Origin of the sequence: Neglectibacter timonensis, assembly GCF_900048895.1 — a bacterium.
Lineage (GTDB): Bacteria > Bacillota > Clostridia > Oscillospirales > Acutalibacteraceae > Acutalibacter > Acutalibacter timonensis.
Genome location: NZ_LT160640.1, coordinates 804653 through 818501 on the forward strand (window position 1 = coordinate 804653; position 13849 = coordinate 818501).

9 protein-coding genes are annotated in these 13849 nt (G+C 50.2%); 2 read left to right on the forward strand and 7 right to left on the reverse strand.

What is annotated here, in order from left to right:
- Positions 1-224: 224 nt before the first annotated feature.
- From BN3911_RS12695 to ppdK, 7 genes are all read right to left on the reverse strand, one after another.
- Positions 225-1310, reverse strand: coding sequence for a PucR family transcriptional regulator (locus BN3911_RS12695; protein ID WP_066866234.1), 1086 nt, complete (start codon positions 1308-1310; stop codon positions 225-227).
- A 262-nt stretch (positions 1311-1572) separates the two neighbouring features.
- Positions 1573-2685, reverse strand: a complete 1113-nt coding sequence (locus BN3911_RS12700) for an ABC transporter ATP-binding protein (RefSeq protein WP_066866236.1) — start codon at positions 2683-2685, stop codon at positions 1573-1575.
- A 176-nt stretch (positions 2686-2861) separates the two neighbouring features.
- Complete coding sequence (locus tag BN3911_RS12705) at positions 2862-3572, reverse strand: pseudouridine synthase (protein ID WP_066866238.1); 711 nt, start codon at positions 3570-3572, stop codon at positions 2862-2864.
- A 41-nt stretch (positions 3573-3613) separates the two neighbouring features.
- Positions 3614-4315, reverse strand: a complete 702-nt coding sequence (locus BN3911_RS12710; RefSeq protein ID WP_066866240.1) for a DUF4830 domain-containing protein — start codon at positions 4313-4315, stop codon at positions 3614-3616.
- 94 nt (positions 4316-4409) lie between these two features.
- Positions 4410-5006: a 4'-phosphopantetheinyl transferase family protein gene (locus BN3911_RS12715; RefSeq protein WP_066866242.1), complete on the reverse strand. Its 597-nt coding sequence runs from the start codon at positions 5004-5006 to the stop codon at positions 4410-4412.
- 14 nt (positions 5007-5020) lie between these two features.
- A complete protein-coding gene (locus tag BN3911_RS12720) occupies positions 5021-6394 on the reverse strand; it encodes an MATE family efflux transporter (RefSeq protein WP_066866244.1) in 1374 nt (457 codons plus the stop codon).
- 219 nt (positions 6395-6613) lie between these two features.
- The gene (ppdK, locus tag BN3911_RS12725; RefSeq protein WP_066866246.1) at positions 6614-9250 is read right to left on the reverse strand and encodes a pyruvate, phosphate dikinase; all 2637 of its coding nucleotides are present in this window, start codon (positions 9248-9250) and stop codon (positions 6614-6616) included.
- 385 nt (positions 9251-9635) lie between these two features.
- Between ppdK and pth the strand changes: the two genes are divergently transcribed.
- Together pth and mfd are read left to right on the forward strand one after the other, a co-directional pair.
- A complete protein-coding gene (gene pth / locus BN3911_RS12730; RefSeq protein WP_066866248.1) occupies positions 9636-10241 on the forward strand; it encodes an aminoacyl-tRNA hydrolase in 606 nt (201 codons plus the stop codon).
- A 14-nt stretch (positions 10242-10255) separates the two neighbouring features.
- Positions 10256-13738, forward strand: coding sequence for a transcription-repair coupling factor (gene mfd / locus BN3911_RS12735; RefSeq protein ID WP_066866250.1), 3483 nt, complete (start codon positions 10256-10258; stop codon positions 13736-13738).
- The last annotated feature ends 111 nt before the right edge of the window (positions 13739-13849 follow it).

The window sequence follows — 13849 nt, forward strand, 5'->3', positions numbered from 1 at the left end:
ATATCTTTCTTCCGCCTGCAAACCCAGCGGCTGTCCGTTACTTTTATCCTGCAATCTATCATGAATCCACAGGGTTCCTATGCGCTAACGCAACGACACCCATCGGCATAGCAACATTATACCAACGGGTGCCGTGTTTTTAATTCCAATTAAGAAATTATTTGTAATCGAACTGTAATGTCTGTAATTTTTTGTTAACAGTTTTCAGCCGTTTTCCTGATATTTCAGAACTTAACGGGATTACTCGACAAATACTTCTTTACCATCAATGCTACCTTAAAAACAATGGCGTCTTCAAATTCTCTTAAATCAAGTCCGGTTATTTTCTTTATTTTTTCCAGACGATACACCAGCGTATTACGATGCACAAACAGTTTGCGGGACGTTTCGGATACATTCAAATTATTCTCGAAGAAACGCTGTATGGTAAAGAGAGTTTCATGATCCAACGAATCAATTGAACCGCGTTTAAAAACCTCTTTCAAGAACATATCGCAGAGAGTGGTGGGCAGCTGATAAATCAGCCGTGCAATTCCCAGATTATTATAACTTACAATTGCTTTTTCTGTATCAAAGACCTTCCCTACTTCCAAAGCGACCTGCGCTTCTTTGAAAGAACGGGCCAGCTCCTTAATGCTGCCGACAACTGTACCAATCCCCACCGTACAATGCGTATAGAACTCACTGGAAAGCGTATCTACAATAGAATTCGCCAGCTTGTCCAAATCCTTCTCATCAATGTTGGGTTTAATTTCCTTGACCAACGCAATATCTGTTTCGTTGACATTGATGATAAAGTCCTTATTTTTATCCGGGAAAAGATTCTGAAGGACGTCATAGGCCGAAATATCATTTTTATCTGTAATTTTGATCAGCATACAGACACGGCTCACATCAGAATCAAAGTGCAATTCATGGCTCTTCAGATAGATATCGCCAGGCAGAATATTGTCCAAAATCACATTTTTAATGAAATTCCCGCGGTCATATTTCTCGTCATAATATTGTTTGATGCTGTTGAGCGACACCGCCAAAATTTTAGCATACTTTTGAGCCTCCGGATCAGTGCCTGCCACAAAAACAGCATACTCAGCACGGGGACGACCGCCGAAGGCTTTAAAGGTATAATCCTCCGCCTGAAAAAGGTCAGGAGAGGCAAAATCTTCTAATGCTACATTTTCATTGACTTCCCCAATCTTACCCAACTCACTGCAGGCGATGATGACTGAGGACTCATCGATCACACCGATAGTACGGTCAATCGTGTCCCTCATCTGGTGGATGATTCCCTGAAACAATCTATTGGACATGGTTCTTCCCCTTTCTTCGATGAAAAGATTTTTCTCACCGAAACAGCATTGCTGTATTTTGTCATTACTGCCAAATTCAAAATCGAACGGCAGGGAAATTCATACGCTTTTATTTTACAGAATTGACAAGTAAAATTCAACCTTTTTTTGAAAAAAGCATGCTCACAGAGCAGGAAAAGTCCTGTAAAAGCCTGAAATTCATCCTCAATGTGAAAAAACAGGGATACCGGAATCCGGTATCCCTGCACAGGTTCAGGAAATTTTAGTTCAGAATGGTCTTCTCGGTTTCCTTATCAAAGAGATGCATTTTGTTCAAATCAAATGCAATCTTTGACTTATCCCCGGACTTAGCTGTAGAAGTGGGCTCAACACGGGCGGTAATGGCATTGCCTTCACAGTTGAGGTACAGATAGGTTTCAGCGCCCATCAACTCGGTAACTTCCACGTCGGCAGTGGCATGTGCACCGCCAACCTTCTCGATGAACTCAGGCTCGTCATGTACGTCCTCAGGACGAATACCAAACACAACCTCTTTGCCTACATAGTTGGCAACTTCAGTTCCCTCAGCCTTCTTGGCAGGGATCTTAATGGTGCATGCACCAAAGGTCAGAGTATAGTCAGAACCGCTCTTGCCCAAGGTAGCATCGATAAAGTTCATCTGCGGAGAGCCCATAAATCCGGCCACGAATTCGTTTACAGGATAATCATACAGGTTCTGAGGAGAATCCACCTGCTGAATGAAGCCGTCCTTCATAACCACGATGCGGTCGCCCATGGTCATAGCCTCTGTCTGGTCATGTGTAACATAGATAAACGTGGTGCCCAGTCTCTTATGAAGCTTGGCAATCTCCGTTCTCATCTGCGCACGGAGCTTTGCGTCCAGGTTGGAAAGCGGTTCGTCCAGCAGGAAGACCTTAGGATCACGAACAATAGCACGTCCCAAAGCAACACGCTGTCTCTGGCCGCCGGAAAGAGCCTTCGGCTTACGGTCGAGCAGATGGGAAATGTCCAGAATGCGAGCAGCCTCTTCCACGCGGCGCTTGATTTCATCCTTCGGGGTCTTACGAAGTTTCAAGCCAAAAGCCATGTTGTCAAATACCGTCATGTGAGGATACAGAGCATAGTTCTGGAACACCATGGCGATGTCTCTATCCTTAGGAGCGATATCGTTGGAGAGGGTATCGCCTATGTAAAGCTCGCCCTTGCTGATTTCTTCCAACCCGGCAATCATTCTCAGCGTAGTGGATTTACCACAGCCAGAAGGACCGACCAAGATGATAAACTCTTTATCCTCAATATCGAGGTTAAAGTCAGTTACAGCCGTTACGCCGCCGGAGTAGATTTTATAAATATTCTTTAGAGTTACACTTGCCATTCAAATTTCCTCCTGTTTTTAAACGCCGCATGCAGATGACCTACGACGTTTTTTATTGCTATAAGTATATCAGATAAATTTCCGAGTGGATATTCTTTAATTACCCAAAGATTTTTCCTCAGGTTTATGAACTTTCTATAAAATCCAAATTGCTATAGTGTTTTTGGTGCATGTTGCTATTGGAAAATGGAAGCAATTTCGGACTGTTCCAGCAGTCTCGCCTCCCCTTCCTGTAGTGTTTCATCCAGAGAAAGACCGCCTATCTTGAGTCTCTTCAGAGACACCACCCGGTTGTCGCACGCTTCGAACATCCGTTTTACCTGATGATATTTTCCCTCTCTGATCTCCACAAACGCCATCTTCCGGCCCTGGTATTCTTCCTCCCACAGGCGTGCAGGCGCAAACGTGATATCTCCCTGCCGGATTCCGTTTTTAAAGGCTTCCACATCCGCAGCAGTGACCGGGTTTTGTGTTGACGCCGCATATCGTTTGTACACATGACTTTTGGGAGAAAGCATCCTATGGGCAAATTCACCGTCATCTGTGAGGATCAGCAGTCCAGTGGTATCCTTGTCCAGCCTTCCTGCCGGAAAAAGTCCGCGGCGGCTGAGCGGCGGCGGCAGCAGATCCAAAACCGTCCGGCTTTTTCGGTCTTCTGTCGCCGAGAGCACGCCTGCGGGCTTATTCATCATAATGTAAAGGAACCGTCGATAGACAATTTCCTTCCCCTCTACTGTGACCTTGCTGTTTTCCGGATCAATTTTACAATCCGCTGTGGAGGTAGGCTTCCCGTCTACCATCACAGCGCCTCTTCTCACCAAACGGGTTACTTCTTTGCGGCTTCCTATTCCTTGGGACACCAGAAACTTATCCAATCGTTCTGTCATTTTTTACATTCCTTCCTTAGAACGGAAACGTACAGTTCCCATCAGTCAGTAGGAAAGGCCTCCTCCGGCACGGCTTCTCCTGCCGTCGATTCCACGTTCTCTGCATCTTCCCCGCTGACTGTACTTTCTTCCTGCGCAGCGGAAGAAAGCTGGGCGTCGCCCTGTACTGTGGAGCTTTCCGTACTGCTCTCAGACAAACTGCTTTCCGTCATGCCGCTTTCAGGACCGCTGCTTACCGTTTGACTGGAAGCGGAGGATACGTCGTTTTTCTTACCCGTTTCACCATAACGGGCGCTGTCTGCAGCAAATCCATGCATGAAACCGTCCACTTCAGCACAAGCCAGATCCCCGCCGACAATAAGCTTTCCATAGACCAGAAGCGTTGCATAGACTTCCTGTTCGCCTGGATAATTGGTCACTTTATATTTATATTGCGTGCAGGTTTCTCCCGCATAGGGCTTCAAATCAAATCCCTGCGCCTTTTGCATCACATTATACGTTGTGTAAACATCGTTGAACTGTGCAGGTATCATTACTTCCCGGGTCTCCGCGGGCTCCGTATCCACCTGCCAGCCAAAGCTCTGCAGATAGGCGACCCGTTCTTCATTCGTTTCGCCTGAGATTTCTTTTACCGGTTCCGTTTCTCCGTTTCCGCGCAGGAGAAGACATGCGCCTACCACTACTGCGGCGAGCAGTAGAAAGGCGATGATGCGTTTTTTGTTGGCTTTTAGCGATACTACCATCTTTCACCGTTCCTCTCTGATTCATGCTGTTGATAGATATGAGAGGATCCGTGTCTTTATGCAGGGCTTTTCCCTCTGCTGCAGAAGCGCCCTGTTATTGAAGATTTTCCAGTACGTCTTCAAACCTTACTTCCATGATTTCCAGCGGGACAGGTTCCGCCGTACATAAGGTAAAAAAAGCATCTTCAAACTCTGCGCAGACAAAATTTGCCCTGCCGGAACAGAGTTCCGGCGTTTTTCCCAACATTCTGAATTCCGTTGAGAGAATTCCCTGCGCGAATCCAAGGCCAGTGTATTTCATATAGCTTTCTTTCATGGTCCACAGCTGCGTCAAATTTTCATTTTCCCGGCTGCCGGAAGAAACCAGAAGATATTCCGCAGGAGTACAAATACGTTCCTTCAGTCTCTGAGAAAACTCGCGCTTTTTTTCCACATCCAAGCCCACCTCACAGGTCTGCACCGCACACGCCACGATCCCTCCGGAATGGGAAAGGTTGAAATAAAATGGATTTCCTTTCAGAAAAGGCTTTCCGTGAGGGCCGTATACCAGCAGCTCTCTTGCATCTTTACCGGCCCACTCCGGAAGTTCCCTGCGGACAACCCACGTGAGCAGCGCGGAAGCAGCCATACGCTCTTTTTCTGCCGCCTTCTTTCGGGTAGACTCCTGTACCAGCCTTGTCACGTAAACCATTACAAGCCTCCAGGTTACGGGGCTGTTTTCTCTTCAAACAGATGCTCCCGTGTAATATTCTTCAGCCATTTCCCGCTGCGGTAATGCTTGATCACCCAAGGCCATTTCACAAACTCGTCGGTACACAGCAGAAAATAGACCCACAACACCGGCAGCTTCAGGACAAATGCCGCAAGGCATCCCAGTGGGATGGCATAGACCCACATGTCGACGGCGTCGCACAGGAAACCGAAACGGCTGTCCCCCCCCGCTCGGAAAACTCCGGCAATCAACGTGGTGTTTACCGCAGCGCCCATGACATAGTATGTATTGATCAAAAGCATATACTTCAGATAATGCATGGCTGTCTCTGAAAGGGATGCATAGCGCAGCATGAAGGGAGTAATTGCCAAAATCAGCAGTCCGCCTAAGACCCCGCTTACAATTGTCAGCTTTACCAGCTTTTTCGCATCGGACGCCGCTTCCTGCAGCTTGTTTTCTCCAATCTTCTGTCCCAGCAGAATTCCTCCAGCACTCGCAAGTCCAAAACAGAGAACGGTCCCGAAGTTCCGCACCACTACAACTAAAGAATTAGCCGCTACCGCATCGGAATCCAGATGGCCGATGATCGCTGCATACAGGGAAAATGCCACACCCCATAGGACATCGTTGCCCAGCGCAGGCAGTGACAACCGGATAAAATCAGAAAAAAGCAGCTTGTTCCGAACGAACAGATAGGAAAATTTGAGCTTGATATCTTTGCTTTTAAAGGATACTACAAAACAAAGGATCAGTTCCAAAAACCTTGAAACAGAGGTTGCAATGGCGACGCCCAATACCCCAAGCTTTGGCGCGCCGAACAGGCCGAAGATAAAAACCGCATTGAGCAGCACATTTGTGACCACTGCGAAAGTATTGAGAGCAGTCCCCACCGTTACCCGGCCGATGCTGCGCAATACAGATAGATACACTTCAATAATGCCCCAACAAAGATAGCAGATACTGAGCACCCGCAGATAAGAGGCTCCCAGTCCAATCAGTTCCGGATCCGCGGTAAATACACGCATCATCCACTCTGGAACTGTGAGAGCCAGCACCGCAAAGGCGGAGGAGATCACCAGGGAAAAGCGAAGTGCAATGCCTTCCACTGCCTGAATTGCCTTCTTATCGCCTTTTCCGTAGTATTGCGCACAGAGCATCGTAGCGCCCGTGCCCAACCCATAAAACACCATGAACAACACATTCGCATACTGTGACGCCAATGAAACAGACGCAATGGCCGACTGCCCCACAAAATTCAACATGATCACGTCCGCCGAGCTGACCGCTGCGCTCAGCAGATTTTGAATGACAATCGGTACCACCAGTTTGCCGATCTGCCCATAAAAGGGATCCTTCAGCTTTTTCATCTCTCTCCCAACTCTCCCGCAAAAAAGCTTTGTACTTTCTTCAATATTTCGTAAATAATGGCATCATTCCATAGAAACCATAATGCTTTTAGTATAGACAGCCTATGCCCCTTTTGTCAATCACAAGTTCAACTGCCTCTCTTTGCAAAAATATTTTTAATAAAGAAAAGAAGAAAGCTGCGCTAAACACGCAGCTTTCTTCTTTTAGAAAAACCAATTTTACTTTCTCGGATTCTTAATCGCTGCCTGAGCCGCTGCCAGACGGGCAATCGGCACACGGAAGGGCGAGCAGGAAACATAGGTCAGCCCAACATTGTGGCAGAACTCGATGGTGGTCGGGTCACCGCCGTGCTCACCGCAAATGCCGAGCACGATGTCAGAACGAACAGACTTGCCCTTTTCAGCAGCCATCTTAACCAGCTGGCCTACGCCCTCCTGGTCGAGACGGGCGAAGGGATCGTTCTCATAGATCTTATTCTCATAATAAGAGTTGAGGAACTTTCCAGCGTCGTCTCTGGAGAAACCAAAGGTCATCTGAGTCAGGTCATTGGTGCCGAAGGAGAAGAATTCAGCCTCTTCTGCAATCTTGTCCGCGGTAAGAGCAGCACGAGGGATCTCAATCATGGTTCCGACCTTGTACTTCAGGTTGGAGCCTGCTTCCGCAATCACTCTGTCGGCGGTATCGGTCACTGTCTTCTTGACAAACTTCAGTTCCTTGACTTCGCCGACCAGCGGGATCATGATCTCGGGAACGATGTCCCAATCCGGATGCGCCTTGTTCACATTGATGGCAGCCTTGATGACAGCCTCAGTCTGCATAGCGGCAATCTCAGGATAGGTGACGGCCAGACGGCAGCCGCGATGGCCCATCATGGGGTTGAACTCATGCAGGGAAGAAATGATAGCCTTGATATCCTCAACTGTCTTGCCCTGGGTCTTGGCCAGCAGCTCAATGTCCTTTTCCTCGGTGGGAACGAACTCGTGCAGCGGCGGATCCAGGAAACGAATATTAACGTGCTTGCCTTCCATGGCTTCGTAGAGCTTTTCAAAGTCGCCCTGCTGCATGGGCTCCAGCTTAGCCAGAGCTGCGGTTCTCTGCTCAACAGTATCAGAGCAGATCATCTCACGGATGGCGGCGATACGGTCGGGATCAAAGAACATATGCTCGGTACGGCACAGGCCAATGCCCTGGGCGCCGAACGCAGCAGCCTGCTGGGCATCCTTCGGAGTGTCGGCGTTTGTGCGGACCTCCAGCTGACGATACTTGTCGGAGAGCTCCATGATCCGGCCAAAGTAGCCGCCCTCAGCGGAAGCGGGAACCGTGGGGATGGCTTCTCCATAAATATTGCCGGTAGAACCGTCCAGAGAAAGATAATCGCCCTCATGGTAGGTTCTGCCGCCCAGTTCGAACTTCTTGTTGGCCTCGTCCATCTTGATGTCGCCGCAGCCGGAAACACAGCAGGTTCCCATGCCTCTGGCCACCACAGCAGCGTGGCTGGTCATGCCGCCGCGCACAGTCAGAATACCCTGGGCATAATGCATGCCCTCGATATCCTCAGGAGAGGTCTCCAGCCGGACCAGAATGATCTTTTCCCCCTTGCTGCCTTCCTCGACGGCATCCTCGGCAGTGAATACGATCTTGCCGCAGGCAGCTCCGGGAGAAGCGGCCAAAGCGCTGGCCACAGGAGTGGCAGCTTTCAGAGCCTTCTGGTCAAACTGGGGATGCAGAAGAGCGTCCAGCTGCTTGGGATCGAGCATCAGCAGAGCCTCTTCCTCAGTCTTCATTCCCTCGTCGATCAAATCGCAGGCAATCTTAATGGCAGCGGCAGCGGTACGCTTGCCGTTTCTGGTCTGAAGCATAAAGAGCTTGCCATGCTCCACAGTGAACTCCATATCCTGCATATCATGATAATGGTTCTCCAGCGTCTGGCACACAGTCTGGAATTCTTCAAATGCAGCGGGGAACTTCTCCGCCATCTGGGCGATGGGCATGGGCGTACGCACGCCGGCCACAACGTCCTCACCCTGGGCATTGGTCAGGAATTCGCCCATCAGCTTCTTCTCACCGGTAGCGGGATCGCGGGTAAACGCAACGCCGGTACCACAGTCATCACCCATATTGCCGAAAGCCATCGCCTGTACGTTAACGGCGGTGCCCCAGGAATAAGGGATCTCGTTCTGCATTCTGTAGAAGTTGGCTCTGGGGTTGTCCCAAGAACGGAACACCGCCTTGACGGCGCCCATCAGCTGCTCCTTGGGGTCGGAGGGGAAATCGCTGCCGATCTTTTCCTTGTACTCGGCTTTGAACTGTCCGGCCAGCTCCTTCAGGTCTTCGGCGGTCAGCTCAACGTCCTGCGTGACACCCTTCTTCTCCTTCATCTCATCGATGAGTTCCTCGAAATACTTCTTGCCGACTTCCATGACGACATCGGAGTACATCTGGATAAATCTTCTATAGCAGTCATATGCCCATCTGGGATTGCCGGACTTCTTTGCCAGAACCTCTACCACTTCCTCGTTGAGGCCCAAGTTCAGGATGGTGTCCATCATGCCAGGCATGGAAGCACGGGCGCCGGAACGTACGGACACGAGAAGAGGATTTTCCTTGTCGCCGAACTTCTTGCCGGTAATCTTCTCCATTTCGACGATGTTTTTCATGATCTCCGCCTGAATTTCGTCGTTGATCTTTCTTCCATCCTCGTAATACTGGGTGCAGGCTTCCGTAGTGATCGTGAAGCCCTGCGGCACAGGGAGACCAAGATTGGTCATCTCTGCAAGGTTTGCACCTTTACCGCCAAGGAGCTCTCTCATAGATCCGTTGCCTTCGCTGAACAGATAAACATACTTGTGGCTCATTGGTAACAACCTCCTAAAAATGTTCAACCGGACTTTTAGCCCTCCGGATTGACAGCAGAATAAACCGTTCCAGGGTTCCGATGGCTTGTCCCGTACGGTTTCTGTTAAGAATTATAACAAAGATTGCCGGAAAATTCCATAGCTAATTAGAAGAAAATCAAATATTTTTCCCATCCTGTGCCGAGAAGTGGAAGATTTTCAATCCCAGACAAAATTCCGCTTGAAAAAAGACGGTCATACTGGCATAATAATGTAATTGGCAAGCAGAAAATATTTTTATTTTTCAAAAAATGCTTTAGGCGGGTGAGACCTTCTTGCCCGCCCTTGAGTTTTGTTCAAATACTCATCCGAATTTACCTCTTGAAACAGGAAAGGAAACTTCTCCATGCTGAACTTTTGGAAAAAGGACATTTCTCCTTCCGGCCCGGTAGAGTTTTTGGTAGCCGGACTTGGAAATCCGGGCAGACAGTACGAAGGCACCCGGCACAATGCCGGATTTATGGCTCTGGATGCCATTGCAGCGAAAAATCATACCGAGATCAAAAGGGTCAAGTTTAAAGGCGTCATCGGGGAATGCCGGCTGGGCGGCATGCGGACCCTGCTGCTGAAGCCTTCCACCTTTATGAACCTCAGCGGTCAGTCTGTTCAGGAGGCCATGCAATTCTACAAGCTTCCGCCGGAAAGGGTGCTCATTCTGTTTGATGATATCAATTTGGAACCTGGAAAGCTGCGGATCAGGCGCAAGGGCAGCGACGGCGGACATAATGGTATGAAAAACATCATCTATTTGAGTGGTTCCGATCAATTTCCTCGTATCAAGCTGGGAGTGGGCCAAAAACCGCACCCCGACTACAACCTGGCCGACTGGGTGCTCTCCCGCTTTTCCGAGCAGGAACGCGAAGCGTTGGAAACTGCATTCCAAAATGCGGCTGCAGCTTCCGAACTTATCGCCAAAGGAGAAATTGACAGAGCCATGAGCCTTTACAATTGAGGAAAGGATACGCTATGAAATTTATCCAGCAAATGCTTCAACAGTATCCCGAGTTCACAAGACTGTCCGAGGCTGTAAAAGCGGGCGAGCTTCCAGCTGCCGTGACAGGTGTCTCAGGGATTCATAAGTGCTGTCTGATCAACACGCTCTGTACACAATTCAAAAAAAGAGCTCTAATTCTGGCGGCAGATGAAGCTGAAGCGCAGCGTTTCTATGAAGACTTATACGCCATGGGCAGAAAGCCTGTTCTTTATCCGATCAGGGATTTCAGCCTCCGGGATACAACTGGCGTATCTCACGAATACGAGCGTCTCCGGCTGGAAGCGCTGACAAAGCTGCAGAACGGAAGCGCCGATTGTGTGATCGCCTGCATTGACGCAGCCCTGCAGTACACCATCAGCCCAGACAACCTCTCCAGCAGGCTGTTCCCTGTATCCGCAGGTATGGAAATGAAGATCGACGATTTGCTTTCCGCCCTTATCAAATGCGGATATACCAGGGAAGATCAGATTGAGGGGCCCGGGCAGTTCAGCCGCCGGGGAGGGATTGTGGACTTCTTTTCCCCCAGCGACCAGTTTCCCGTCCGCGTGGAATTCTGGGGCGATGAAATAGACTCTGTTTCCTATTTTAACACGGATACACAGCGCCGTACGGAATCTGTGGCAACTGTAACCCTCGCTCCCTGTGTGGAGGTGATTCTGGACCGTCCAGACCTGCTGGCCGGGCGTATCGGAAAACTGCAGTCCAGTCTGCGGGGGAAAAACGCGCCGAAAGCAAAGGCCGTACTTTCCTCTGAAGTGGAAAAGCTGGAAAACGGGCTTCATCTGGGCTCTTTAGATAAATTTATCACCCTTATCTATGACCAGACGGCCACACTGTTCGACTACTTTCCTCAGGAGGAAAGCCTTCTCTTTTTCTCTGAAGGAAACAAACTGAAGGAACGCGTGCGTACCACCCTGTGGCAGTGGGGAGAAGACGTCAAAGACTATCTTGCAGAGGGCGTGCTGTGCAAAGGGCTCGATCTCTACAGCCGGGATTGGGAATATGCGTTGGAATACGCATCAAAAGCCTCCGCCCTGTTTCTGGACGTTTTTGCCCGGGGCAGTTATGAGGTGCCTGTGAAAGCCCTGCTCAACATGACAGCCAAGCAGCTTTCTGTCTGGGGGGGCGGCACGCAGCTGCTCGGTGAAGACCTCTCCGCTCTCCTTGCCCAGGGCCGGGCCTGCGTGGTGTTGGCAGGCACTGAAAGGGCGGCAGAAACGCTGGCAGAAGACCTTAAGCAGTCAGGGCTTCCCGCCTCTCACCTGGAGAGCCCTTCCACTCTCGCCAAGGGCACTGTCACAGTGACCTCTGGAAGCCTTTCCGCCGGTTTTGAGTTTCCGGAAGCAAATTTTGCGCTCATCTCTTTCGGCAGGTTGATGGCCGCAAAGGCCAAAAAGAAAAAAGATAAAAACAGCAAGGAAATCTCCTCGCTTTCCGAGCTTTCTCCCGGTGATTATGTGGTACATTCCGCACATGGAATCGGTGTCTTTGAAGGGATCCACAAGCTTGAGATGAACGGTATTGTAAAGGATTATATCAAAGTTCGTTACGCCAAAAACGACACCTTGTATGTTCCTGTCACACAGCTGGATCTGGTTTCCAAATACATTGGTCCGCGGGAAGACGCCGCCGTAAAACTCCACCGCCTCGGGGGAACGGAATGGCAAAAGCAGAAAATCAGGGTCCGTGCCGCCGTAAAGGACATCGCCAAGGAGCTTATCCAGCTCTATGCGGAACGTATGCACCAAAAGGGCTTCGCTTTCCCGCCGGATGGAGAATGGCAGCACGATTTCGAATCCCATTTTGAATTCGAGGAAACAGAGGATCAGCTGCGGTGCATCAACGAGATCAAGGACGACATGGAACGCGAAGTGCCCATGGACCGTTTGCTCTGCGGCGACGTAGGCTTCGGCAAAACCGAAGTGGCATTGCGCGCTGCCTTTAAATGCATCACTTCCGGCAAGCAATGTGCGCTTCTGGTTCCCACCACAATTCTGGCATGGCAGCATTACCAAACGATTCTGAAGCGCATGGAAGGATTCCCAGTCGATGTGGAGCTTCTCTCCCGGTTTCGCAGCCCTAAGCAGCAGGATGAAATCCTGCGGAAGATCAAACGCGGCAGCATTGATATCGTGGTAGGGACTCACCGGCTGGTTTCAAAGGACGTCCGGTTCCGCGATCTGGGCCTTGTGATTATCGACGAAGAACAGCGGTTCGGCGTGGCGCAAAAGGAAAAGCTGAAAGCCATGTGCAAAAGCGCCGATGTGCTCACTCTCTCCGCCACACCTATCCCCCGCACACTGAATATGGCGCTTTCAGGTATCCGGGATATGTCCGTCATCGAGGAAGCGCCCCATGACCGGCATCCTGTGCAGACCTATGTTCTGGAGTACGACCCGGGCGTGATTACAGACGCAATCCGCAGAGAACTTCGCCGGGGAGGGCAGGTTTACTACCTTCACAACGACGTGGCCTCTATTGCGCGTACGGCCGCCCGAATTCAGCAGAGTATTCCGGAAGCTAGGATCGGCATCGGTCACGGCAAAATGAACGAGGAGGAGCTTTCCGAGGTTTGGCGGCAGCTGCTGGATCACGAGATCGACGTCCTGGTGTGCACCACTATCATCGAGACAGGCGTGGATGTGCCCAGCGCCAATACCTTGATCATCGAAAACGCAGACCGCATGGGACTTTCTCAGCTGCACCAGCTGCGCGGGCGCGTAGGAAGAAGCAGCCGCCGGGCTTACGCCTATCTCACCTATACGCGCAACAAGGTGCTCTCCGAAATTGCGCAAAAACGGCTTTCCGCCATCCGGGAATTCACAGAATTCGGTTCCGGATTTAAAATCGCAATGCGGGATCTGGAAATCCGGGGAGCGGGAAACATTTTGGGCGGCGAACAACACGGCCATATGGAAACAGTCGGCTACGACATGTACATCAGGCTGCTGGGCGAAGCAGTCAGTCTGATGAAGGGCGAAGAGCCGGAAAACCCAATAGATGAAGAATGCCTGATCGACATGCAGGTACAGGCTCATATCCCTGAAAGCTACATCGACAGCACCAGCCTGAGATTGGAAGTTTACCGCCGTATTGCGGAAGTCAGAAAGGAAGAAGACGCTTTTGATGTGACAGACGAGCTGATCGACCGTTTTGGCGAGCCTCCCGCCGCCGTCAAGGGGCTGATCGATATCGCCTTGCTGCGCAACACTGCCTCCCGTCTGGGTATCACAGAGATCAAACAGCAGGGAGACGCCCTTTTAATCTATAAAAAGAAGTTCGATATGCTGCAGGTTTCCAATCTGATCAAAGCAATGAACGGCAGGGTTTTGCTGAGCGCTGGAAGCCAACCGTATATCAGCGTCAAAATAGGCCCGGAAGCCCCCCTCGCTGTTCTGACCGGAATTTTGAAGATCATGGAACAAACCACAGAAAACGATTCGGATAAAACCTGACAGCATGCCGCCAGCATCCCTCTGTTTTTGACAATTCCTGTAGACAAAACCTGCTGTTTGCGGTATAATGTTTTGCGTTCGACGTAAATTCAAATTTGTGAAAGGCATGAT

Bases quoted from the DNA above. Each gene is read 5' to 3' on its own strand.
- BN3911_RS12695 (WP_066866234.1), bottom strand. From the start codon at position 1,310: ATGTCCAATAGATTGTTTCAGGGAATCATCCACCAGATGAGGGACACG.
- BN3911_RS12700 (WP_066866236.1), bottom strand. From the start codon at position 2,685: ATGGCAAGTGTAACTCTAAAGAATATTTATAAAATCTACTCCGGCGGC.
- BN3911_RS12705 (WP_066866238.1), bottom strand. From the start codon at position 3,572: ATGACAGAACGATTGGATAAGTTTCTGGTGTCCCAAGGAATAGGAAGC.
- BN3911_RS12710 (WP_066866240.1), bottom strand. From the start codon at position 4,315: ATGGTAGTATCGCTAAAAGCCAACAAAAAACGCATCATCGCCTTTCTA.
- BN3911_RS12715 (WP_066866242.1), bottom strand. From the start codon at position 5,006: ATGGTTTACGTGACAAGGCTGGTACAGGAGTCTACCCGAAAGAAGGCG.
- BN3911_RS12720 (WP_066866244.1), bottom strand. From the start codon at position 6,394: ATGAAAAAGCTGAAGGATCCCTTTTATGGGCAGATCGGCAAACTGGTG.
- ppdK (WP_066866246.1), bottom strand. From the start codon at position 9,250: ATGAGCCACAAGTATGTTTATCTGTTCAGCGAAGGCAACGGATCTATG.
- pth (WP_066866248.1), top strand. From the start codon at position 9,636: ATGCTGAACTTTTGGAAAAAGGACATTTCTCCTTCCGGCCCGGTAGAG.
- mfd (WP_066866250.1), top strand. From the start codon at position 10,256: ATGAAATTTATCCAGCAAATGCTTCAACAGTATCCCGAGTTCACAAGA.